This is a genomic window from Pseudomonas leptonychotis (assembly GCF_004920405.1).
Lineage (GTDB): Bacteria > Pseudomonadota > Gammaproteobacteria > Pseudomonadales > Pseudomonadaceae > Aquipseudomonas > Aquipseudomonas leptonychotis.
Genome location: NZ_RFLV01000001.1, coordinates 1370368 through 1394325, shown reverse-complemented (window position 1 = coordinate 1394325; position 23958 = coordinate 1370368). Strand labels below are relative to the sequence as shown.

Sequence of the window (23958 nt, the reverse complement as noted above, 5' to 3'; positions counted from 1 at the left end):
CTGATAGCAAAAAGGCCCGCACCTGTTGCGGGCCTTTTTGTTTACTGCGCGGCCTGGGCCTGGCGTTGCGCCAGTTTCTGCTGGCGGTAGCTGATGGCGGCGGGCGGCACGGCGGTGACTTTGCCCGTTTCCAGCCAGCGCTTGAGGCGGTTGGCGTCGGCCATGTGGGTGTATTTGCCGAAAGCATCCAGCACCACGAACGCCACTGGGCGGTTATTCATCACGGTATTCATCACCAGGCAGCGGCCGGCTTCGCCGGTGTAACCGGTTTTGCTCAGTTGCACGCTCCAGCCGGGTTTGCGCACCAGGTTATTGGTGTTGCGAAAGCCCAAGGTGTAGTTGGGTTTGCGGAATGCCTGGGTCTTTTCCGAGGTGGTGCTGAATTGGCTGATCAGCGGGTACTGCCGGGCGGCCTTGAGCATCAGCACCAGGTCGCGGGCGCTGGAGACGTTGTGCTCTGACAACCCGGTGGGCTCGACAAAGCGCGAGCTCTTCATGCCCAGGGCGCGGGCCTTGGCATTCATCGCCGCGACAAAGGCCGCGTGGCCACCCGGGTAGTGGTGCGCCAGGCTGGCTGCGGCGCGGTTTTCCGAGGCCATCAGGGCCAGCAGCAGCATGTCGCGGCGGCTCAGTTCACTGCCTACCCGTACGCGGGAGAACACCCCGCGCATTTCTTGGGTGTCGCGAATCATGATCGGCAGTATCTGATCCAGCGGCAGCTTGGCATCCAGGGTGACCATGGCGGTCATCAACTTGGTTACCGAGGCAATGGGCACCACGCTGTCGGCGTTGCGCTCGAAAAGCACTTGATTGGTCTGCAGGTCGACCAGCAGGGCGCTTCCGGCCGCCAGCTCCTGTTGCTTGGGGGCGGCGGCTTGGGTGTTCGATGCAACTACAACGCAACTGCAGATCAGCAGCAGGCTTACTATCGAGTGGCGGATTTTCACAGAGGGCTTCACGGGCAGGTTGAAGGAGGGCGTAGCGCTGCCAAGTATACGGAAATCCGCGTCTGAGCTTGAGCGCAGCAGGCTTAAATTGTCATCAAGGCGCGCTATAGTGCGACCGCTTTTATGGCTGCGAGTTGCCCCATGTCCGAATCAGCTACATCCACTGCGCCGCCAGCGGTGAGCCTGCGCGAAGCGTTCTGGTTCTGGCTCAAGCTCGGCCTGATCAGCTTTGGCGGTCCGGCCGGGCAGATTGCGATCATGCATCAGGAATTGGTGGAGAAGCGCCGCTGGCTATCCGAGCGGCGTTTTCTGCATGCGCTGAACTATTGCATGCTGCTGCCAGGGCCGGAAGCGCAGCAGCTGGCCACCTATATTGGCTGGCTGCTGCACCGCACCTGGGGCGGAGTGCTGGCCGGGGTGCTGTTCGTGCTGCCGTCGCTATTTATCCTGATTGGTTTGTCCTGGCTGTATATCGCCTATGGCGATGTGCCGCTGGTGGCGGGGATTTTCTACGGAATCAAACCGGCGGTTACCGCCATCGTCATGCAGGCGGCCTGGCGCATTGGCTCGCGGGCACTGAAGAACAACTGGCTGTGGGGCATTGCCGGCGCGTCTTTTGTCGCCATTTTTGCCTTTAATGTGCCGTTCCCGTTGATCGTGATCGGCGCAGCGCTGCTCGGCTACCTCGGTGGTCGCTTGCTGCCGCAGCAGTTCAGCCTGGGCGGCGGGCATGCGGCGTCGGATAAGTCGTATGGGGCGGCGTTGATTGATGACGACAGCCCACCGCTGGCGCACACGCGTTTTCGTGCGTCGCGCTTAGCGTTGTTACTGCTGGTCGGCGCGCTGCTCTGGTTGCTGCCGATGGGCCTGCTGACGGCGCTTTACGGCTGGGATGGCACGTTGACGCAGATGGCCTGGTTCTTTACCAAGGCAGCCTTACTGACCTTCGGCGGCGCCTATGCGGTGTTGCCCTACGTGTATCAGGGCGCCATCGGCCATTACGGCTGGCTGACGCCGACGCAGATGATCGATGGCCTGGCCTTGGGCGAAACCACGCCGGGGCCGCTGATTATGGTGGTCGCGTTTGTCGCCTTTGTCGGCGCGTACCTGCAGCCAGTGTTCGGCGGCGACTCGGGCTTTGTCAGCGGCGCGGTCGCGGCGGCGCTGGTTACCTGGTTTACCTTTCTGCCGTCCTTTCTATTCATCCTTGCCGGCGGGCCGCTGGTGGAGTCGACTCACGGCGAGCTGAAATTCACCGCGCCGCTGACGGCGATTACCGCGGCAGTGGTGGGGGTGATCCTTAATCTGGCGCTGTTCTTTGCCTACCACGTGCTCTGGCCGCAGGGCTTTGCAGGCAGCTTTGATTGGCCTTCGGCGTTAATCGCAGCGGCTGCGGCGCTAGCCTTGTTGCGCTTTAAGCGTGGGGTGATGGAAGTGCTGCTGGTATCGGCCTTGGCGGGGCTGGCGGTGTATCTGTTGCGTTGAGTCGCGCGTCCGCTGCTGAGGCAATGGGCACGCGGCACAATCGCGGTCTGACAGCCTGTAGCCCGGATAAGCTCCAGCGTAATCCGGGGCAGTTCCCGGATTGCGCCAGGGCTTATCCGGGCTACGACATGGCTGTGCTGTCCGCTAGAGAAACCAGCGATATTCCCGCGCACTGACTTCCTGCATAAAGGCCAGATGGTCCTGGCGCTTGTTCTCGCAATAGACCATCACGAACTCGCTGCCCAAGCCCTGGTTGACCACAGGGTGGTCGCGCATGGCGCTGACGGCGCTGAGCATGTCTTGGGGGAAGTCGATGCCACTGCTGCGATCTTCGTTGAGCGGGGTGATCGGCTCTTTACCGGCATCCAGACCATGCTCCATGCCGGTGAGAATGGCCGCCAAAACCAGATAAGGATTGGCGTCGGCGCCGGCCAAGCGGTGCTCGATGCGCAGGTTCTTGCCGTCTGATTCGGGAATACGGATGCACGCATCGCGATCTTCATAGCCCCAACTGGCGCGGCTGGCGGCGTTGACCATGGCGCCATAGCGGCGGAAGGCATTGTGGTTAGCGGCAAAGATCGGCATGCAGTGCGGCAGTAATTCCAGGCAGCCAGCGACAGCATGGCGCAGTGGGCGCTGCTCGTCGGCGGCCAGCAGGTTGTGGCCATTGTCGTCATACAGGCTGACATGCACATGCATGCCGCTGCCGGGCGCGTGCAGGTAGGGCTTGCTCATAAAGCTGGCGCGCTGGCCGTGCTTGAGTGCGACGCCACGGGTGCTGCGGCAGAACAGGGCGGCCCAGTCGGCGGCGCGCAGGCCATCGTCGCAGTGGCCGAAGTTGATCTCGAACTGGCCGGGGCCGAGTTCGGCGGTGATCACGTTGGCGTCCACGCCCTGTTCATTGGCGGCGTCGACGATCTCATGCAGCACATCGGAGAAGCGTGACAGGCGCTCGATGTGCATATTCGGCTGGTCATCTTCATCGCCGCACAGCGGGTCGCGGGGGAACTGCGGCAGGCCGTCTTGCAGCTTGCGGTCGAACAAGTAGAACTCCAGCTCGAAGGCCACCACCGGGCGAATACCCCGCGCGGCCAGACGCTTGAGTACGCCGGCCAACACCTCGCGCGGCTCGAATTCGATCGGCGCCTCGGTACCATCCGAGCTGATCAGCATCTGCCCCAAAGGCTGATTCTCCCAACGCATTGGCTTCAGCGTGCCGGGGATCAGACGGCGCGGTGCGTCTGGGTCACCGTCGTTGAAGCAATAGTCGCCAATCGGGTGCAGGCCACCCTGAACGCCCAGCAGCACACAGTTCTGCGGGATTTTCAGCGGGCCGCCGGCGGCCACTTTCTCCAGCATGTCGAGGGGGTAGCGCTTGCCGTAGAAGTGGCCGGGTATATCCAGGCTGATCAGGTCGACATAACGCACGTCTGGGTGAGCCGCGCGAAAGGCGCGGACTTCGCTAAGCAGGTCGGGAAATGCTGTGTTCATGTTTTGCTCTTGCTTTCATAGATACTTAAAAATTCAGATCAAAACCGTCACGAGCGAAGGTCAGGCAAGGCGAAAGCAGGCGAGGACGCGGAGTTTACAAATAGTAAATGAGCAGTCCGAGCCTGCTTTCAACGCAGCCTGGCCGAGCGCAGTAGGTTTTGGCTGAATTTCAGTTGAAGACCCAGAGGACTCGTGTGGGGGAATCGGTCAGGTTGGCGTAGCGGAACTGCGCATGCGGCGGCAGCTGGAAGCTGTCATTCGGGCCGAGGGTGACCGGCTCGGCGGCGTCGCCGTACCAGATCGTCAGTTCGCCTTCGAGGACAAAGCCGCCTTGCTCGTCGCTGTCATTCAAGTGCCCTTCGCCGCTGCTTGCGCCCGGTTGCAGAAAGCTTTCGAGCATGGAGAACCCGGCCGCGATGCTGGGGGAGACCAACACGTCGGTGATGCCGCCGGCGTAGTAGAGGGTGCGGCGCTCATCTGGGCGGGTCACCCAGGGCACGGCGCGCGGCTTGCTCAGGCTATAAAAATAGGTGGTCGGCACGCCGAGGGTTTCACTGATGGCGGTGAGGTCCGCCACGGTAGGCCGCGACAGGCCGCGCTCGACCTGGGAGAGAAAGCCCACCGAACGGTCGATGCGCGTAGCCAGCTCACCCAGGGTGAGGTTCTTATGCTTACGCAGATCGCGTATCAGGATCGCCAGACCTTCGACTTCTTCCTGCATGTCCATCGTGTGTTCCTTATGGCGTAGCCCGGATGTAATCCGGGGAGGGTGGTCCCGGATTGCATCCGGGCTACGGGATCAAATCACATCGCGCAGTCGATACCAGGCTTTGCCGACGGCTTCGATAGGCGCCGCCAGCAAGTCGCCGCCGGGGAAGCGCGGGTTGTGCAGGCCTTGATAGAGGTCGAGTAGGCTGGTGTCGCCGAGAATCGCGTCGCTGACGGCGCGGGCGGCGGCCAGAGTCGGCAGGATGCCGTGACCGGAGAAACCCTGCAGCCAGTACTTCTGCCCGCTGCGGCCGACATCTGGGGTACGGTGCATGGTGCAGTCGATATGCCCGCCCCAGCCGTAGTCGATCTGCACGCCGCGCAGTTGCGGGAACACTCGCTCCAGATATGGCCGGGTGGCTGCCGGCACATCCTTGGGGATGCCGCCCAGGTAAGTGCAGCCGCCGCCGAACAGCAGGCGGTTGTCCGGGGTGACGCGGAAGTAGTCGGGTACGAACTGGTTGTCGATGGCGCAGGTGCCACGGGGGAACAGCGAGCGCGCCAGTTCGGGGTCGAGCGGCGCGGTGGCGACTTGGTAAGAACCGACCGGCAGCAGGCGCTTCGCCAACTGCGGGTCGAGGCGGTCGATATAGGCGTTGCAGGCCAGTATCAATACGTCGCTGCGCACTTCGCCGTGCTCGGTGCGCGCGACATAGCCGTCTGTGCTTTCGCGGTATTCCAGCGCCTTGCTCTGCTCGAAAACCTGCCCGCCAGCCGCTTCGATGGCCGCTGCCAAACCCTGGGCCAGTTTCAGCGGGTTGAGGTGAGCAGCACCAGCGTCGTGCAGGGCAGCCAGATAGCGTGGGCTGGCGATCCACTCCGGCAGCTGTTCTTTAGGGATAAAGCTCAGCTGCGAATAGCCGTATTTCTGCTCGGCTTCTTCGAGGCTCTCTTGCAACTGTTTGACCCGGCGCGGCAGCACGGCGGTGTAGATGGCGCCGGTGCGGTAGTCGATGTCGAAGTTGTGACGCTTGGGCAGCTCGCACATCTCCTCGGCGGCCCAGACCATGCTGTCCCACAGGCGACGGGCGCGCTCCAGGCCGAGGGCTTTCTCGAACGGCGGCATGTCGCAAGACCAGCCCGGCAGTGCCTGGCCGCCGTTGCGTCCGGAGGCCGCCCAGGCCAGGCGGCTGGCCTCCAGCACGACCACCTTCTTGCCGGCCAGCGCCAGGCGCAGCGCGCTGTGCAGGCCGCTGAAGCCGCCACCGATAATCAGCACGTCGCATTGCAGCGGCTCCTGCAGGCGCGGGCGCAGGGGGATCTGCCCTGGGTAGGTGCCGGCGTAGTAGGTGCTGATGTGCTGGGCGGATTGCTTGAACATGGCGCGCCTCATGAAATTCTATTTAGATAATTTCATGAAAATCTACGCTATAAATTTCACAAAACCAAGCGGCGACGCCTATTAACCGCCCAGGTAATAGGTTTAGCTGACCTCAAGGCGTAAGCATCGTGCTCTGCTGCAGCCATAGCGGGCGGGTCTAACGCACTTGATTACGACCGCCATGTTTGGCGGCGTAGAGCGCGCGGTCGGCCTTCTCCAAGAAATCACCTGAGCTGGTGGGGGCGTCTGCGGTGGAGGCGATGCCGGCGCTCAGGGTGACTGAAAACTCACTGCCGCTGGCGATGAAGTTCAATTCAGCGAAACGTTGACGAATTTCATCGAGAATTCGTTTTGCCTGATCTGCTGGGCAGTCCGGCAATACCACCAGAAATTCTTCGCCGCCGTAACGGCCCAGGCTATCAATGCGGCGCAAACGCTGGCGCAGCAGGTTGGCCAGGGCACGGATAACATTGTCACCGGCGGCATGGCCGTAACTGTCGTTAACCTTCTTGAAGAAGTCGATATCGAGCATGGCCACGCTGGCGGGTTTGCCGCTGCGTTGGGCGCGCTCCAGCTCGACCGCTGCCTGCTCCTTGATGTCGGCGTGTTTGAGTAGGCCGGTCAGGCTGTCGCGCGACAGGGCGTTGCTCAGCAGACGTGCACGTTGGGCGCGGGAGAAGACGGCGGCGACCAAGGCATTGTCGGAGATTGGTTTGGTGACGAAGTCGTCACCGGCCTTGATCAACGCGTTCATCTGTCGGCCGATATCGGTTTCCGCGGACAGATAAATGATCGGCACGCGCAGCCATTCGTCGTTCATGCGGATGATCTGTGCCAGCTCCGGGCCGGTGCAATCCGGCATGCTGACATCCAGCAGTACCACTTCGGGGTTGAAGTCACGCATGCATTCGAAGATATCGGCGGGCTCGTGGAGCATTTCCACCAGCATATTGGCCCCGCGCAGGATCAGGCTGAAGCGGCTGGCCAGTTCGCGGTCATCGTCGATGATCAATACCCGGTAGGGTTCACCCTGTTGTTGGGAAAAACAGCGCTCCAGACGGTTCTCCAGCTGGGGGATATCCACCGGTTTGGTGAAGAAGCCCATGGCTCCGACCCGCACCGCTTCCAGGTGGGTGGCGAAGTCGTTCTGGGTGGTGATCACCAGCAGCGGCAGGGGTTCGTCCAAGCGCTGTTGCAGGCTGGCGGCATATGCCAGGCCGGTAAGTTCTTCGTCGGGCAAATTAACGTCGACGATCAGTGCGTCCGGCAGTTGCTGTTGCAGTGCCGCGTCGAGGTCGACGATGCGGGTGAAGTGCTCGGCCTGGTAGCCGAAGTTGTTTAGCGTTAGGCGCATGTTCTCGCCAATCGCCAGTTGATCTTCGAGGATGTAGATGCGCCGGGCATTGCTGCTGGGGCGAGGGGCTTTGGCGGCTTGGGTAGCGGGCGCCTGGGTGCTTTCGGCCTGGTACTGCTGGGTGGCGAGTTGCTGCAGGTTGCCAATGAAATCCTGCAGGCTTTGCTGTTCTTGCTGCAGGGTTTGCAGCCATTGATCGGCCTCTTGCTCCAATTCGCGAGCGCGTTGGCCGAGGCTGCTGAAACCGAAGGTGCCGGCGGCCCCGGCGAGTTTGTGTAACTGGTCACGCAGGCTTTGCAGGTGTTGCAACTGTTCGTGCTGCTCGGCGGCATGCAGCAGGCGCTCGGCGTCCTGCCCCAGCGCCGGCAGCTCTTCCTGCAAACGCAAGGCAAAGGCATTACTCAGCCGTTGCAGGTGTTGTTGCAGCTCATCGGCCGCGCTCTTGCCTTCACTCATGGGCCTGGCTCCAGATTTTGCGCACTTGTGCGGCCAGCTGCATGGGGTCGAAGGGTTTTATGATCACGTCGCGAGCGCCGAGGCTGCGGTAATGAGCGATTTCTGCGGGCTGCACTTTGGCGGTCATAAAGGCGACCGGCACGAGGTTGATATCGATCAGCCGAGCGATGCGCGCCAGGGTTTGTGGGCCATCCATGTCCGGCATCATCACATCCAGCAGGATAAAGTCCGGGGCAAAGCCCTGCAATTGATCCAGCGCGTCTTGTCCGGATGAGCAGCTGAGTACCTGAAAGCCACCCACGGCTTCTAGGGCAACTTTGGCCACAGCCTGGATCGAAGGGTCGTCCTCCACATGCAGGATGCGCTTGAGTTCAGGCATGGTGACTCTCCTTGGTTGGCAGCAGGCGGGCCAGTACGTCGAGGAAGTGCTGTGTATCGGTGCGAGATTTGGCCAGGGCTGCCTCGACCCGATTGAGTTGTTCGGTGGACAGTTCTGCGGCAGACAATATCACCACCGGCAAGCCGGGATACAGGCGATGAATCTCCTCGATCAGCTCCAAGCCGTTGCCATCGGGCAGTTCAATATCCAGCAACACCAAGTCTAGACCGCCTGCGGCCAGATGGTTGCGGGCTTCGGCCAAGTTAGACGCAGCAATGAAATCGGCCAGTGGGCGGCCCTGCTCGGCGATCACCCGCTGCAGATCAGCATCATCCTCAACATGCAGCACTCGGGGTCTGTCCGTCAGGCCCTTGAGTGACTGGTGCAGGCTAGTGAGCAGGCGTCGCGGGTCAATAGGTTTGTCCAGCCAGTCGATGCCCTGCAGGCCGCCTTGCAGGGTCAGGCGTCCCTGCTCGCTGGCGGCGGAGATCACCAGAATGGGCAGCCCTTGGCAGGCCGGATCTTGACGCAGTTCTTTGATCAGCTGCAGGCCGTTGCCATCGGGCAAACGCAGATCCAGGGTAATGGCGGCAATGACTTCGCTGGCCAGCAACTGGCGCGCCTGGGCCAGGCTATGGGCCTGTAGCACCCGATAACCGGCGCGCTGCAGTAGCAGCTGCAGCAGGTGGGAGATGTCCTCCTCGTCCTCTACTACCAGAATGCTCGGTTGTTGCCGGCTGAGCGCTGGCAGGTTGTCGGCCAGCACGGGCAGCTCAAACCAGAAGGTGCTGCCTTGGCCTTCTTTGGAATCGAAACCGACCTGGCCCCCCATGCGCTCGATCAGTTCCTTACTGATGGCCAGGCCCAGGCCGCTGCCGCCTTTCTGCCGCTGGTCACCGCTCTCGGCCTGGGAGAACTTTTGGAAAATATGGCCACGAAAATGCTCGGGTATTCCGCGCCCCTGGTCGCTGACGCTGATCCTCACTCGGCCATTACGCAAGGTGCTGTGCAGATGCACCTGGCTGCCTGGGCAGGAGAACTTGATGGCGTTGGAAAGGAAGTTGGCCAGCACTTGCTGCAGGCGCATGGCGTCGGCGCGAATGGTGGCGGGGAGGGTGGTATCCAGAATCAATTCAACCTCATGCTGATTGGCATAGGACTGGTTAGCCTGCAGGCTTTCGTGCAGCTGTTCTTCGAGGTCAAGCCTGCCCAGCTCGAAGTTGAGCTTGCCTGCTGCGAGCTTGTCCATATCCAGTAGGTCGTTGATCAGATGGCCGAGGCGCTGACTGTTCTGCTGAGCAATCTTCAGCATCGGCCGCATGGCCTCGGGTACCGCGCCAAAGGCGCCGCCGTTAATCAGGCCCAGGGAGCCTGCGATGGAGGTCAGCGGGGTGCGCAGTTCGTGGCTGACGGTGGAGACAAAATCATTCTTCAACTGCTCGATGCGCTTTTGCTCGGTGAGGTCCATGGCTGTGCCGCTGATCCGCAGTACCTGACCCTCGCTGGTGCACTGCACCAGGGCGCGCAGCAACACCGTCAGGCTCTGGCCGTCTTGGCGCAAGAGGCGGCACTCATGGTTCAGGTGGTGCTCCTGCTGGCCGGGTGGCGGTTGCAGCTGGTGCTGCAAGGCGCGCAGGTCATCGGGGTGCACAAGCTGTTGCAAGCTGCCCAGGGGCGGTTGCGGTCCTTCGTCGGGGTAGCCGAGCATCTGCCAGGCGCGGGCCGAGGCGAAGAAGCTGCGGCGGGTCATATCCAGATCCCACCAGCCGTCATGGCCACCCTGCAGTACCCGATTCAGACGCGCATCACTGCGGCGCAGCTCGTCTTGCTGTGCGCGCAGTTGAGCCGTCATGTCATGGGCGAGAGCCAGGGCTTGTTGCTGCCCGATGGCCAGGGTGCGGGCGAGGAAGAACAACAGCAGGCTGATGGCGCCGCCGAGAATCAGCAGGCTGCTTTGACCCTGCTGAAAGCTGGCGTAGTAGCCAGGCTGGGCATAGAAGGCCGCAGTCCAGGTCTGGCCGAAGAGCTGAAGCTGGGCCTGGCTAGGGGGCGCTTCGGTTTGCTCCAGGCGTGGGTGGCTGAGGTACAGGCGCTGCTCGGGGTCGAGCTGGGGGCCGGCGAACAGGGCGAAGTCGAGCTCCAGCTCGCGGCCATCGAGTATGCCGCTCATCAGGTCGTTGACCCGATAGGGACTGTAGACAAAGCCCTGTAAGGCTTGCAGCCGCTCCTGCTCGCTGCGCAGCGGGCTGCCGGGCTCATAGATGGGCACATACATCAGTAGCCCGGCCTGCACTGGGCCGTGTGTCTCCTGAACCAGGGTGACTCTGCCGCTAAGTTGGGCCTGGCCGCTGCGTGCAGCCTTGAGCATGGCGGCCTGGCGCACCGGCTCGGAAAACATGTCATAGCCAAAGGCGGCCAGGTTACGTCCGCTAAACGGCTCCAGATAGAGAATTGAGGTGTACAGCTCGCGAGGGCCTGGCGGGCGTACGGCGAAGTTGAGGAAGCCCTCGGCGCGGCGCGCTGCCTCGAACTCGGCCAGCTGGTGGGCGCGGATCACCTGGCTGTAACCCACACCCTGAATGCCGGGATAGTTGCTGCTCAACTCCAGGCGCTGGATATAGCGCTGCCACTCCTCGCGGCTGACCGCCTCACTGGCCTCGAACAAGCTGGCGCCGCCGAGCAGGATCTGCTGGTGGTTGCCCATACGCTTTTCGATGGCTTCGAGTACCTCCACGCTGAGCTGCTGGAAATGCAGCTCGGCGGCAGCCTGTTGGCTCTGGCGCAGACTGTACCAGGCAAACAGGGTGGCAATGCAGCTGCACAGCAGTACCAGCAGGGGCAGCAATCGTGGTCGGGCCTGCAGCGGTTTAATGATGCGTTTCATGCCTCAGCTGCCGCGTCGAGAGGCAGTTCGATCCAGAAGGTACTGCCCTGGCCGGGTGCTGAATCGAAGCCGATGCGTCCGCCCATATGTTCGATCAGCTCTTTGCTGATGGCCAGGCCAAGGCCGGTACCGCCCTTCTGTCGACGGTCGCTGGCATCGGCCTGGGAGAACTTCTCGAACATGCGCCCGGCAAAGTCCGCTGGTATGCCGGGCCCCTGGTCGCTGACCTGGATACGTACGCAATTGCCGTGCAGCTGGCTGAACAGGCGCACCACGCCCTGGGCCGGGGAAAATTTCAGGGCGTTGGACAGCAGGTTGCTCAGCACCTGCTGCAGGCGGAAAGAGTCGGCCACGATCTGCAGGGGCGGCCCGGGCACCTGCAGCAGTTGCACACCGTGATGCTGGGCAAAGCTTTGGTGGCTGGTGCTGCATTCGGTCAGTAGGGTGTCGAGTTCCAGCAGCTGCAGGTTGAAGTCCATCTTGCCGGCAATCAGCTTGTCCATATCGAGCAAGTCATCAATCAGCTGGCGCAGGCGCTGGCTGTTCAGCTCGGCGATGTGCAGCATTTCGGCCATGGCCTGAGGCACCTGGCCCAGCGCGCCGCCATTGACCAGGCCAAGGGAGCCGGCGATTGCGGTCAACGGGGTGCGCAGTTCATGGCTGATGGTCGAGACGAACTCACTCTTTAGCCGCTCCATATGCTTGCGTTCGCTGATATCGTTGATAAAGCCGTGCCAGATGATTGCACCATTGTCCAAGAGCTGTGGCGTGGAGCGGCCCTCGACCCAGATGAGCCCTCGTTGTGGGTGCAACACGCGGTACTCGCGGTACCAGGGCTGCAGGGAGACCGCCGACAGGGCGACGCTCTCGGTCACTACCTGCAAATCATCGGGGTGAATCAGGGCGAATGCCGGCGCTGCATCCTGGCTGACCGCTTCCGGCGTCAGGCCATAGATTATCTCGATGCCTCGGCTGGCATAGGGGAAGTAGCTGCTGCCATCGGCGCGCTGGATAAATTGATAGACCATGCCGGGTAGGTGGGCCGCTACTTTGTGCAGACGTTGCAGGGCTTCTTCGCGGTCGCTCAGGTCATGGGCGATGCACAGGTAACCCATAGGAGCTTGAGCTTCCAGGCTGATCGGGGCCAGGGTCAGCAGCACCGGCACGCTTTGACCGTTGCTGTGGCGTAACTGCACCTCATGCACCTGGCCTTGGCCTGCCAATGTTGCTAGTTGTGGGCGCTGCGGATCATCGGGCAGTTGATCGCTGTTCTGAGCCAGTAGCAGCTCCAAAGGCTGGCCCTGCAATTGCTCGGGGTTATAGCCGAGCAGGGTGGCCACGCCGGGGCTAGTTTGTTGGATCAACCCGTCCAGGTCGGTGACCAGCACGGCGGTGCCGGCGCTGCGGAACATGGCCTTGTGCAGGGCGGCTTGCTCGCGCTGGCGACGGGCTTGCAGGCGTAGCTCGAACAGTTGCACAGTCTGCTCGGCCAGCAGGCGCAGGGCGTGGCGTTGCTCGTCATTTAGATGGCGTGGCTGACGGTCGATCACGCACAGGGTGCCCAGGTTGTGGCCCTGACCATCGCTCAGGGGCATACCGGCGTAGAAGCGAATATCCGGGTCGCCGGTGACCAACGGGTTAGCGCAAAAGCGCGGGTCCAGCAGGGTGTTGTCCACCTCGAACAGGCGATCGCCGTTGATCGCATGGGCACAAAAGGCTATTTCTCGCGGCGTTTCGCTGGCATCCAGACCGACCCGGCTCTTGAACCACTGGCGTTCGGCGTCGATCAGCGAGATCAGCGCGATGGGCGTGCCGCATATCTGCGCGGCCAGTGCTGTGATGGTGTCGAACATCTGCTCGGCGGGCGTATCCAGCACCTCGAAGTCCAACAGGGCCGCCAGGCGACTGGATTCATTATGCGGGGTTAGAGGGTGACCCGGACGCCTATTCATAGGCTGGCTTCCTGTGTTGTGGCGACGCTGATGGGAAGGTCGAACCAGAAGGTGCTGCCCCGGCCCTCAATCGAGTCAAAGCCGATCTTCCCGTCCATGCGCTCGATGATTTCTTTGCTGATTGCCAGGCCCAGGCCGGTGCCGCCTGTTTGCCGAGTATCAGTGGCGTCGGCCTGGGAGAATTTGCTGAATATTCGCGGTTGGAAGTTTTCCGGTACACCGGGGCCGTGGTCAGTCACGCTGACGCGTACGTACGCGTCGTCGTGTTGCTGCACGCGAACGTCCACACGTTGGCCTCGGGGTGAGAACTTCGCCGCATTGGACAGCAGGTTGGCCAGCACTTGGGCCAGGCGCAGTTTGTCGACCCGCACGCGCGCTGGGGTCGCAGGGCCGTGCAGCTCAAGTTGAACGTGGTGGCGGTCGCCGTAGGGCTGATTTTCTAAGATGGCCTTCTCGAGCAGCGGCTGCAGCGCCTCATCCTGCAGTTCGAAGAACATCTTGCCGGCCACCAGTTTTTCCATGTCGAGCAGGTCGTTGATCAACAGGTTGAGACGCTGACTGTTGTCCTGCGCGATCTGCAGCATGTGTTGCATGCCCGCTGGCACCTCACCCAGTGCGCCGCCATTGATCAGACCGAGGGAGCCTGAGATGGCGGTCAATGGGGTGCGCAGTTCATGGCTGACGGTGGAGACGAATTCATTCTTCATTCGCTCGGTCCGTTTGCGTTCCTCGATATCGCGGATCACCGCAATAAAGCGTCGCTCGCCCTGGTAACTGATCTGCGAGACGGCCAATTCGATGGTGAAGGATTCGCCATTGCTGCGCATGGCGGTGAGCTCAACCTCTTTGCCGAGCATTTTTTGAATGCCGGTTTTCAGGAAGTGGCTGAGGTAGCGGGCGCGCATCGAGCGCTGCGGTTCCGGCAGTAGCAGGGTGGCGCGGTGCCCGGAAACTTCTAGATGGCTGTAGCCGAAAATGTGCTCGGCGGCGCGATTAAAGGTTTCGATATAGCCCTGTTGATCGACGGTGATGATGGCGTCGAGCACGTTGTCGAGCAGCGTACGCAGGTAGTCCTCGCGCTCGCGCACGGCCATTTCACTGGCAATGCGTTCACTGAAATCTTGAATCTGTGAGACGAAGTGCACGGGTTGGTTATCGCGGTTGCGTACCAGCGCCACACTGAGTAAGACCCAGATGATGCGGCCTTGGCTGTCCAGGTAGCGTTTTTCCATCTGGTAGGTATTGATCTCTCCGGCGAGCAATTCTTCGATGTGCTGCAGGTCTGCATCCAGATCGTCGGGGTGGGTGATCTGTTGGAAGGTGCTGCTGAGCAGTTGTTCGCGGCTGTAGCCGAGCATGTCGCAGAGCTGGTCGTTAACTTCCATCCACTCGCCCTGCAGTGACACCAGGGCCATGCCCTGGGGCGCAATGCTGAAGGCGTTGCTGAAGCGCTGTTGACTGAGTTGTAACTGGTCTTCGACGGCCTTGCGGTCGCTGATGTCCCAGATAAACCCGGAAATCCACTGCAGCTTGCCGTGGTTGTCGTATTCACCGCGGCCTTTTTCCCGCACCCAGACGCTGTGACCATTGGCGTGCAGCAGACGGTAGGTCAGTTCAAAAGATTCCTGGCGTTCGATGGCGGCCACCGCGCGGAAGGTGATCGGCAGATCGTCGGGGTGCACCACGCTGGAGAAGCTGCGCACGCGATTGTTGATGAACTCGTGCGCGGGGTAGCCACACAACAGCTCAATCTCATCGCTCAGGTAGCTCATGGTCCAATCCGCATCACTGCGGCAGCGGTATACCGCGCCTGGCAGGTTGGCCACCAGGCCACGGAAGCGACTCTCGCTCTTCTGCAGTGCGCGCGTGGCCTGTTGCAGTTCATTGATGTCACTGGCGATACCCAGGTAGCCACTGATGTTGTTGTGGTTGTCACGCATGGCGCTGACAGTCAGGTTGACGATGCGCGGTTCGCCGTTCTTGCGCACATAGGTCCACTGCCGGGTTTCCGGTTCGCCCTTGGCCGGTATCCAGGTGAGTGCTTCAAAATTCTTGATCTCACAGCCTTCCTCGAAGCTGAGTTGGGCGCTGCGGGCTTGAGTTTCCTCCGCTAGGTGGAACAGCGCCGGGCTGTGCTGGCCGATCACTTCGTCGCTGCGGTAGCCCAGCAGGCGTTCTGCTCCGGTGTTGAATAAGGTAATCAGGCCCTCGGTGTCGGTAGTAATGATGCTCACCCCCGTGGCCGAATCGAGCACCGCTTGCAGGAAACGCCGCGCCTCACGGGTTTGCTCTTCGTGCTGCAGGCGTTCCAGCGTGGCGCCGACCCAGCGGGCGAACAGCCGCATGAACTCTTCATCCGCATCATCGAACGCGGTGCTGCGGGCCTCACTGGCGGCATAACACAGGGTGCCGAAGCGTTGGCCGGCGACCCAGACACTGGTGCCGATGTAGCTTTCCAGGGCGAATAGCGGGTAGCAAGGGTGCGCGGCATATTCACTCTCTCCCATGGCCGCGATGGTCAGTACATCATTGCTGTGCATGGCAATGCTGCAGTAGGTGTCGCCCAGGGCAAAACACTGGTCGTCCTCTAGGCTGCCGGGCGGTGAAACGTTGACCATCACCCGATAGGTTTGCGCGTCGATCTGGCTGATGATGCCGATCGGCATGCCATAGAACTCTGCCCCCAGTTGCAGGGCCTGACGCAGCTGCTCTTTGGTACTTAACCTAGGTAGCGCGGCGATTTCGTTGAGTGCGCGCAGGGCGGCCTGCTGGCGTTGCCAGCGTTGCTGGGCCAGTTCGCGTTGGCTGTCACGGCGTAGCGCGTCAAACAGCTGGCCCAGGGTAATCAGTAGGGGCTGCAACTGGGTGGCAAAGTCGGCGTTGTACCCGCCTTCGCGATTGGCCAGGCCGAGCATGCCGAGCAGCTCGCCGTTGGCGTGAATCGGCAGGCCAGCAAAGGCTTTTAACGGCGGATGCCCGGGCGGCAAGCCGGCGCGCTTGGGGTGGTTGGCCGGGTCGTTAGTGATCAACGCCTCACCGCTGCGAATAACCTGGCCGAACAGGCTGTCGAGGCTGCGAAACTCCAGGCCCTGAGCTGCGTGGGTATCATAGAACGCGCGGGTTTCTGCATCCCAAGCGATGTTGCTAATGGCAAAGGTGCGCAGAAAGGGCGCACCGGCATCGTCTTGTAAAATTTCACCGATAAAGCCGAACTGGCTGGCACTGACGTCGAGGATTCGCCCGAGCAGTGACTCGAAGGCTTCGCGCTGGTTATGCCGGTTGATATAGGCCGCTTGCGCCTCGGCGATCAGCCCTAGCAGCTGACGCGACTCTTCAGTTTGTTGCTGCTTATCCTGCAGCTCAGCGTTATGGCGCCGCATGACGCGTTGGCTGCTGTGTTGCGTGGCCTGCAGCAGCAGGAGCAGCAGCGCTTCGGCAGCGAGCCAGGCTAGCAACCATTTGCCTACCAGCCAGCGCTGGTCTTGTTGGTGAAGGCTGTAGAGGTCGCTGATATCACGCCACGTCAGCGCCAGCACGGGGCTGTCGGTGCCGTTTGCGCCGGGTGAGTAGCCACTCAGGCGCACTTGATTGAGCAGGAAGGTGCGGCCTTGATCATCGAGCAGCTTAAAGGTGTCACCGGCTTCGGGAGCCGGCAGCTGGTGCTGCGCGTGCCAATGCTGCACCTGCACTTGGGAAAAGCCTGCCAGTTGCCAATACTCATGGCCCTCTACAGTGGCACGTAGCGCCTCACCGCCGCGGCCTGGGCCCTGTGTCAGCTGCTTGAGCAGTAAGGCAACCCCGGCACCCAGCTCGTTGTCCAGTTGTTGCAAGTTGCTCAGCACGTCAAGACTGACCTCCAGCGCACCGACATTAAGGCGGCCCTCTGCGCTTTCCACGTACAGCGGCACAATGGCGCGCATGCTCAGGTTCTGGCCATTGGCTGCCAGGCCTGCGGTAGGTGAGGATTGGCCCAGGCTGTCGAGCAGCATAGGCCGTTGCGCAGCGGGAAAGTCGGCAAACCACTGGGGTTCATGTACCCGCAATAGCACTTCGGCTGTCGGCGCCAGGTGCACATACAGGGCGAACGGACGCATGCCTTGCAAGTTGCGCCAGCGCGGCGCCAGGCGGGTGAACAACTGGTTGCGTATAGCCGTCAGGCTCAGCTCATCGGCCTGCTCGCTGCTGCGCTGTACGTAGGCCTGGCGCACCAGCTCGACCAGCCAGGCGTCGGCGGCGATGGTTTCGGCCAGCAATTGTGCTTGCTGTTGCAGCTGCTGCTGGCTGTTGCGCAGGGTCAGGCTTTGCAGCTCATGCTGTTTGGTGATTTGCAGGTTCCAGAAGGTGTCCTGCTGTTTTAGGGCAACGTTGCCGAGCACGCTAAAGAAAACCGCCAGCCCCAGGCTGCCGAGCCCCACTATCCAGTGAATCGCCGTGGCCTTGAGCGGTTTAGCCATCAGTCAGCCCCATTACAGTTGGGCGCAGCAACATGGGCGCTCAAGCCAGCCCCGCCAGCCGCCGCAAGCGTGCACATTCCGGATCGTCGGGTTCTGTGTCGAGTTCGCAGGCCGCTAGACGCATCAGGATATTTTCGCGTTTGACGTTATGGCTCGGCAGGTTGTAGCACGCGCCGATCAGTTCGCGCAGGTGCATCGGCAATTGCCATTGCGCCTTGATGCTGATGGCGAAGGGGCCGCTGAACTGATCAATGGCCTGCATGACCTGGTCTTCGCTGAAACTCTGGCCGCTGTCTTGCCACACCTGTGCTTGGTACAGCACGCACAGTTCGCCCATGCGGTGCAGCAGGGCCGCGCAATGGAACGGCGCCGGGTCAATGGCGCATTGGCGGGCAAGGTTGGTGCTGCGCTCGATCAATTGCTCAGTGCTGTCCAGGTGGGCCTGGGCAAATAGGCTCAGGATCGGGTTTTCCAATGCGCTGGATTGGCGCAGCGCCAGGCTCATGGCCAAGTTGAGGCTGTTGTTCGCCCCCAGCTTTTGCAGGGCTTCGAGCAAGTTAGAGCAAGGCTTACCGGCTGCGTTGTAAGCGCTGCTATTGGCTACGCTGAGCAGGCGCGCACTCAGCGCAGGGTCTTGCTGCCATTCGCTGGCCAGCTCACGTAGATCAATGGGCTCGCCTTTGAAACTCTGCACCAGACGATCGCGTACATGCGCCTTGAGGGGGAGTTGCAGTTCGCTACTGGGCAGACTGTGCAAGTGCGTAAGTAAGTCGTCCTGCGTGGTCTCAGGCAGTGGTTGTTGCTCATCCATGTCTGGCGGCAACAAGGCCTCCAGGCTGGTGGCCACATGCGCCGCCTGGAACGGTTTACTGATAAAGGCGTTGATCTTCAACGCGCGGACTGCCAGCACGCTGGCGCGGTCCGAACGGCCGGTGATCACCACCAGCGGGGTGCTGCTGTTGTCGCGGCGAACCTGTTCGAGCAAGCGCGTGCCAGGGCCATCCGGCAGGTTCCAGTCGGATATAACCATGTCGACCGGGCGTTGCTGCCATTCGTGCAGCGCGGCGCCGATGTTGTCCAGGCATACCACTTGGCAGCTGGGGCGCAGGCTGAGAACGATCTGCTTGAGCAGGTCGGCGATCCAGCTGTCATCCTCAAGAATCATTACACGCATGTGTTATGCCTTAGTCCGTCGTCGCGACGCTTAGCGCTCATGGGCTGCCCCGTTGTTCGGGTTTTGTCGGTTGAGCATGCCCGAAATAATGGTCATGAGCACGGTCGCCGCCGGCGGGTAGGTACCCACCAAGCGGTTCAAGGCCGTAGTCAGCCGACAGCGGCAGCCCAGGCGCCAAGCGTGTTGCGGAGTATTCATGGGGTTAGGGTCAGTCCCTTGCCTAAGACCGGCAGTATAGATGCTGCTAAGCACACGGCATTCTTATGCGAAAGACCAACTGGTTTTCTGACCCGGGTCAGGGATAATGGCTCTCGGCGTGTGCTAAAAATCAGCGGCGTCCTTCCTTCTGCACGAGGCACACGATCCATGTGGTACAACGGTTTACTTGACCTGTCGGTCTGGCAGTTGATCGCAGTCACGCTGCTGATGACGCACGTGACCATCGTCAGCGTCACGGTCTATCTGCACCGCTACTCAGCGCACCGCGCGCTTGAGCTGAACCCGGCGCTTAAGCATTTCTTCCGTTTCTGGCTGTGGTTAACCACGGCGCAGAACACCCGTGAGTGGACGGCCATCCACCGTAAACACCACGCTAAATGCGAAACCATCGATGACCCACACAGCCCGGTGGTCAAAGGCCTGCGTACTGTGCTGCTGACCGGTGCCGAGCTGTACCGCGAAGAAGCGCAAAACCCGGAAACCCTGCGTATCTACGGCAAGAATTGTCCAGATGATTGGCTGGAACGTAACCTTTACTCGCGCTTTCCGGTGGGCGGTATCGTCATCATGGGCGCGATCGACCTGGCCCTGTTCGGTGTGCTCGGTATGACCGTCTGGGCGATCCAGATGATGTGGATTCCGGTATGGGCGGCGGGCGTGATCAATGGCCTTGGTCACGCGGTCGGCTACCGCAACTTCGAGTGCCGTGATGCGGCGACTAACCTAGTGCCCTGGGGCATCTTGATTGGCGGTGAAGAGCTGCATAACAACCACCACACCTACCCGAACTCAGCCAAGCTGTCGGTGAAGAAGTGGGAGTTCGACATGGGCTGGGCCTGGATTCAATTGTTCAGTGCTTGTGGATTGGCCAAAGTGCAGCGGGTTGCGCCCATCGCCCACCGAGTTGAGGGCAAGCGCAGTCTGGACATGGACACCGCCATGGCGATCCTCAACAACCGTTTCCAGATCATGGCGCAGTACCGCAAATTGGTGATTGCGCCGCTGGTGCAGCAAGAGCTGGCCAAGGCCGATGCCTCAGTGCGCCATCACTTCCACCGTGCCAAGCGCTTGCTGTCGCGTGAACCGAGCCTGCTCGATGAAGGCCACCACGCACGCATTCAGCGCATGCTGGAGCAAAGTCAGGCGCTCAAAGTGATCTACGAAAAACGCTTGGCCTTGCAGCAGATCTGGGTCAAAACCAGCAGCAATGGCCACGACATGCTGGAAGCCATCAAGCATTGGGTCAGTGACGCCGAGGCCAGTGGCATCCAGTCGTTGCGTGAATTTGCCGAGCAGTTGAAAACCTATTCGCTGCGGCCGGCTGCAACTATGTAACTGTTCGCCTTGTCATAAGAGCCCGCCTATTTGGCGGGCTTTTTTGTGAAAACTCTGAGTAGCTCGGCGGTACTTATGGACGAAATCAGCAAGCATCAGCTTGAGCATGAAGAGCTGACCCTGGCGTTGTTACACACACGGGGTGAGGTCGCGCGCTTGCAGGAACGTGAGCAGTTGTTCAGTACCCTGCTAGGTGGCGTAAATGCAGTGTTGTGGGCGCTTGATTGGAATGCCCAGCGGATAATTTATGTCAGCCCAGCCTATGAGCGGATTTTCGGTCGTTCCGCTGCGATGCTGATGGCCGGCTATGAAAACTGGCACAACAGCATCTACCCGGATGATATGGAGTACGCCGCCGAAAGCCTGGCCCAAGTGCTGGAAACCGGAGCGGTTGAGGCGCGCGAATACCGCATCATTCGCGCGGATGGGCAATTACGCTGGCTGAGCGACAAGTGTTTTGTCAGCCGTGAAAGTGCCCCGGGCAAGCCGCCTATCATTGTTGGGATCGCCGAAGACATTACTGAGAAGAAGCTACTGGAAGGCGAGCTGCACCGTCTGGCCACCACCGATGTGCTGACCCAGAGCAGCAACCGCCGGCATTTCTTCGAGTGCGGGCAACGTGAGTTCGAGCAAGCCCTTGAATACGGCAGTCCGCTGGCCTTTTTGCTGCTCGATCTGGATGACTTCAAGCAGATCAACGACCGCCATGGTCATCAGATGGGCGATCAGGTGTTACAGCGTTTGGCTTATAGCGGTGTAACCACGTTGCGCCGTGGCGATCTCTTCGGCCGTATCGGCGGGGAGGAGTTTGCCGCGTTATTTCCGCGCTGCGAGCCGGCCTTGGCCGAGCAGATTGCTGAACGCTTGCAACGTGATGTGCGCCGCCTGAGTTTTAACCATGAGGGCGCGACCTTTGGCGTGACCCTGAGTCAGGGCCTGACCCATCTACGGCCTGAAGACACCAGCCTCGATGCCTTGTATGCCCGCGCCGATGCAGCCATGTACCAGGCCAAACGTCAGGGCAAGAATCAAATCGTAGTCGATTGATGGCGCGCGCTGCTGCAGCGCGAGAGGGCTGGCGATAACCCGCCTATGTGTTTTGCAGCATCGGCAAGAAACCGCTCATCAGCGCTTCCCCGTCCGCTCCAATCCTTCCCTTGTTAGTCATGAGAGCCGCGTAACAACGGGCTCTGCAAGCAGTTTGGGGAGGCTGGCACAGTATCTGCGTAGGGCTCCGTTCATAACGGCCAGAATCATCGGCCGACAATAAAAATGAAGAGACCTGCGCCATGACCTGTATCTGCCCGCTGTTATGTCCTCATTCCTCAGTTCGCGCTGACTGTCTTCACCTACGCCCCTGATTTTGGCCAGTGCAGGGCCGCCGCTGAGCTGCGGCCTGGCCCTGTACTGCCTCCCCGAATTCGGTGTGCGCCTGCCGCTTCATGGGCTGAAGACAGTACCCGCACCGATGTGCAACCCACACACAACTGGAGAAATCATAATGAGAAAGACCTCCCTCGCCCTGGCCGTCGCAGCCAGCACCCTGTCTCTGAGCCAGGCGGCGTTTGCCGATTTTATCGGTGACAGCAAAGCCACCCTTGAAGCGCGTAACTTCTATTTCAATCGCGACTTCCGCGAAGGCACTGGCCAGTCCAAAAGCGAAGAGTGGGCACAGGGTTTTATCCTGCGGGCTGAGTCGGGGTACACCGAAGGCACCGTCGGTTTCGGTCTCGACGCCATCGGCATGCTCGGTTTCAAACTGGATTCCGGCGACGGCACCGCAGGCAGTGGTCTGCTGACCCCGGATCGTTCCTCGGGCGGTTCGCAGGATTATTCGTCCGACCTGGCGGTCGCTGCCAAAGTCAAAGTCTCCAAGAGTGTGTTGAAAGTCGGCAGCATGCAGTTCAAGAACATGGCTATTGCGTCCAGCGACAGCCGTCTGACCCCGCAGGTATTCTCCGGCGGTCAAGTGCTGTCCCAGGAAATTGAAGGCCTGACCTTGGATGCCGCGCGCATTCGTGAAGTGAACGACCGTAACTCGGGCGACTTCCAAGACATGCGCATCAACACCAGCAGCGGCGCTAACGGCGGTACCCGTGGTATTACCACGACAGGTGGCGTAACCACTGACAAGTTCAGCTACCTGGGCGGCACCTATAAGATCAACGCGGATCTGACGGCGGCTTACTACCACTCCGAGCTGGACGATCTGTACAAGCAGAACTCGTTCAACCTGGTGCACGTGCTGCCGCTGGGCGACAAGCAATCCCTGAAAACGGATGTGCGTTATGCGCGCTCCACCGATGACGGCCGCAGCAACGTCGACAACAATGCGTTCGGCGCCATGCTGACCTACGGCATCCAAGGCCACAGCTTTGGTCTGGGTTACCAGAAAATGAGTGGCGACACGGGCTTTGCCTACATCAATGGCACCGACCCGTTCCTGGTCAACTACGTGCAAATCGGTGACTTCTCCAACAAAGACGAGAAGTCTTGGCAGGCGCGTTACGACTTCAACTTTGCCTCCGTCGGCATTCCTGGCCTGACCTTTATGACGCGCTTCCTGAGCGGCGATAACATCGACCGCGGCAGCAACGTTTCCGAGGGTAAGGAGCGCGAGCGCAACACCGAGCTGATGTACGTGTTCCAGGAGGGTTCGCTAAAGAACCTGGGTGTGCGCTGGCGCAACGCGACCATGCGTAACAACTTCGGTCGCGACATCGATGAAAACCGCCTGATTGTCAGCTACACCTTGCCGCTGCTGTGATGGCAGCTTCTGCCGGCTAAACAGCCGGCAAGCAGAGCATAAAAAACCCGGACCCTGTTCCGGGTTTTTTATGCTCTGAAAACGCTGATGGTTAACGTTTAGCGTCGTCCTGAGGTTTGAGAAATGCGCCTGAGCAAGGCTATTGAGTTGGGTATGGATGCTTGTTATTCAATATATAAAAGAATAGATTGTTTTTGTCTTAATTGAGCAGTGCGCCATGCAACCAAACGACCCTCTGTTAGATATTCAGCAGCTGCGCAGCAATGCCGATGCGGCAGGGCAGCTGCTTAAAGCCTTGAGTAATCCGGACCGTCTGCTGCTGCTGTGCCAGCTTTCTCAAGGCGAGCTGAATGTGAGCGAACTGGAAAACCTGTTGGGCATTCAGCAACCGACGTTGTCTCAGCAATTGGCGGTGTTGCGTCGCGAGGGGCTGGTGGAAACGCGTCGCGAGGGCAAGCAGATTTATTACCGTATCTGCAGCCCGGCCGCGTTGGCGGTGATCAACACGCTCTATCAGCACTTCTGCGCAGGTACCGAATGATGAGTATTGATTGGTACAACTTCACGCCCTGGAGCGCACTGCTCGGCGGCGCGTTAATTGGTCTGGCTGCGAGTGTGTTCGCGGTTATGAATGGCCGTGTGGCGGGTATCAGTGGCCTGCTTGGCAGTCTGTTAGCGCCCGGTGAGGGGCGTGGGGAAAAAGCCCTGTTTTTACTGGGAATACTGCTTGCCCCCGTGCTGTGGCAGTTGTTTAGCCGGTTGCCTGAAATACAGATCAACAGCGGCTGGCTGGCGCTGACAGTGGCCGGCTTCCTGGTTGGTATTGGCACCCGCTATGGCTCAGGCTGCACCAGTGGTCATGGCGTTTGCGGGCTGTCACGGCTATCGCCGCGCTCGCTGGCTGCCACCCTGAGTTTTATGGGCGCCGGCTTCGTCACGGTGTTTGTTTTACGTCATCTCTGGGGGGCTTGA

General features: G+C 60.7%; 17 protein-coding genes. 6 read left to right on the top strand and 11 right to left on the bottom strand.

Annotation, left to right across the window (positions count from 1 at the left end; genetic code table 11):
* Positions 1-41 precede the first annotated feature (41 nt).
* Positions 42-947, bottom strand: a complete 906-nt coding sequence (gene pbpG / locus D8779_RS06265; protein WP_136663581.1) for a D-alanyl-D-alanine endopeptidase — start codon at positions 945-947, stop codon at positions 42-44.
* 141 nt (positions 948-1088) lie between these two features.
* Here pbpG and chrA point away from each other — a divergent pair, with 141 nt between their 5' ends.
* Entirely contained in the window at positions 1089-2432 is a 1344-nt protein-coding gene (chrA, locus tag D8779_RS06260; RefSeq protein WP_136663580.1) for a chromate efflux transporter, read from the top strand.
* A 144-nt stretch (positions 2433-2576) separates the two neighbouring features.
* Here chrA and D8779_RS06255 read toward each other — a convergent pair whose 3' ends face one another.
* The 10 genes from D8779_RS06255 to D8779_RS20540 form a co-directional block, all read right to left on the bottom strand.
* Positions 2577-3923 carry a glutamine synthetase family protein gene (locus D8779_RS06255; protein ID WP_136663579.1) on the bottom strand — a complete coding sequence of 449 codons (1347 nt, stop codon included), beginning with the start codon at positions 3921-3923 and terminating at the stop codon, positions 2577-2579.
* Between the two features lie 169 nt (positions 3924-4092).
* On the bottom strand, positions 4093-4650 hold the full coding sequence (locus D8779_RS06250) for a helix-turn-helix domain-containing protein (RefSeq protein WP_136663578.1): 558 nt from the start codon (positions 4648-4650) through the stop codon (positions 4093-4095).
* A 72-nt stretch (positions 4651-4722) separates the two neighbouring features.
* Complete coding sequence (locus D8779_RS06245) at positions 4723-6012, bottom strand: NAD(P)/FAD-dependent oxidoreductase (protein ID WP_136663577.1); 1290 nt, start codon at positions 6010-6012, stop codon at positions 4723-4725.
* 157 nt (positions 6013-6169) lie between these two features.
* On the bottom strand, positions 6170-7822 hold the full coding sequence (locus D8779_RS06240) for a diguanylate cyclase (protein WP_136663576.1): 1653 nt from the start codon (positions 7820-7822) through the stop codon (positions 6170-6172).
* On the bottom strand, positions 7815-8201 hold the full coding sequence (locus tag D8779_RS06235) for a response regulator (protein WP_136663575.1): 387 nt from the start codon (positions 8199-8201) through the stop codon (positions 7815-7817). Before D8779_RS06235 ends, D8779_RS06240 begins: the two co-directional genes overlap by 8 nt.
* Positions 8194-11085: a CHASE domain-containing protein gene (locus tag D8779_RS06230; RefSeq protein WP_136663574.1), complete on the bottom strand. Its 2892-nt coding sequence runs from the start codon at positions 11083-11085 to the stop codon at positions 8194-8196. The genes D8779_RS06235 and D8779_RS06230 overlap by 8 nt, the downstream gene beginning before the upstream one ends.
* Entirely contained in the window at positions 11082-13037 is a 1956-nt protein-coding gene (locus D8779_RS06225; protein WP_136663573.1) for an ATP-binding protein, read from the bottom strand. Before D8779_RS06225 ends, D8779_RS06230 begins: the two co-directional genes overlap by 4 nt.
* Positions 13034-17491: a PAS domain S-box protein gene (locus D8779_RS06220; RefSeq protein ID WP_136663572.1), complete on the bottom strand. Its 4458-nt coding sequence runs from the start codon at positions 17489-17491 to the stop codon at positions 13034-13036. The genes D8779_RS06225 and D8779_RS06220 overlap by 4 nt, the downstream gene beginning before the upstream one ends.
* A 40-nt stretch (positions 17492-17531) precedes the next feature.
* The gene (locus D8779_RS06215) at positions 17532-18665 is read right to left on the bottom strand and encodes an HDOD domain-containing protein (protein WP_136663571.1); all 1134 of its coding nucleotides are present in this window, start codon (positions 18663-18665) and stop codon (positions 17532-17534) included.
* A gap of 30 nt (positions 18666-18695) precedes the next feature.
* Complete coding sequence (locus D8779_RS20540; protein ID WP_167492532.1) at positions 18696-18863, bottom strand: hypothetical protein; 168 nt, start codon at positions 18861-18863, stop codon at positions 18696-18698.
* Between the two features lie 168 nt (positions 18864-19031).
* Between D8779_RS20540 and desA the strand changes: the two genes are divergently transcribed.
* The 5 genes from desA (at position 19032) to D8779_RS06190 (ending at position 23958) form a co-directional block, all read left to right on the top strand.
* The gene (gene desA / locus D8779_RS06210) at positions 19032-20219 is read left to right on the top strand and encodes a delta-9 fatty acid desaturase DesA (RefSeq protein ID WP_136663570.1); all 1188 of its coding nucleotides are present in this window, start codon (positions 19032-19034) and stop codon (positions 20217-20219) included.
* A 75-nt stretch (positions 20220-20294) separates the two neighbouring features.
* Complete coding sequence (locus tag D8779_RS06205; RefSeq protein WP_136663569.1) at positions 20295-21266, top strand: GGDEF domain-containing protein; 972 nt, start codon at positions 20295-20297, stop codon at positions 21264-21266.
* A gap of 454 nt (positions 21267-21720) precedes the next feature.
* Positions 21721-22986 carry an OprD family porin gene (locus D8779_RS06200; protein ID WP_136663568.1) on the top strand — a complete coding sequence of 422 codons (1266 nt, stop codon included), beginning with the start codon at positions 21721-21723 and terminating at the stop codon, positions 22984-22986.
* Positions 22987-23203: 217 nt separating this feature from the next.
* Entirely contained in the window at positions 23204-23527 is a 324-nt protein-coding gene (locus D8779_RS06195; RefSeq protein ID WP_136663567.1) for an ArsR/SmtB family transcription factor, read from the top strand.
* Positions 23527-23958 carry a YeeE/YedE family protein gene (locus D8779_RS06190; RefSeq protein WP_136663566.1) on the top strand — a complete coding sequence of 144 codons (432 nt, stop codon included), beginning with the start codon at positions 23527-23529 and terminating at the stop codon, positions 23956-23958. Before D8779_RS06195 ends, D8779_RS06190 begins: the two co-directional genes overlap by 1 nt.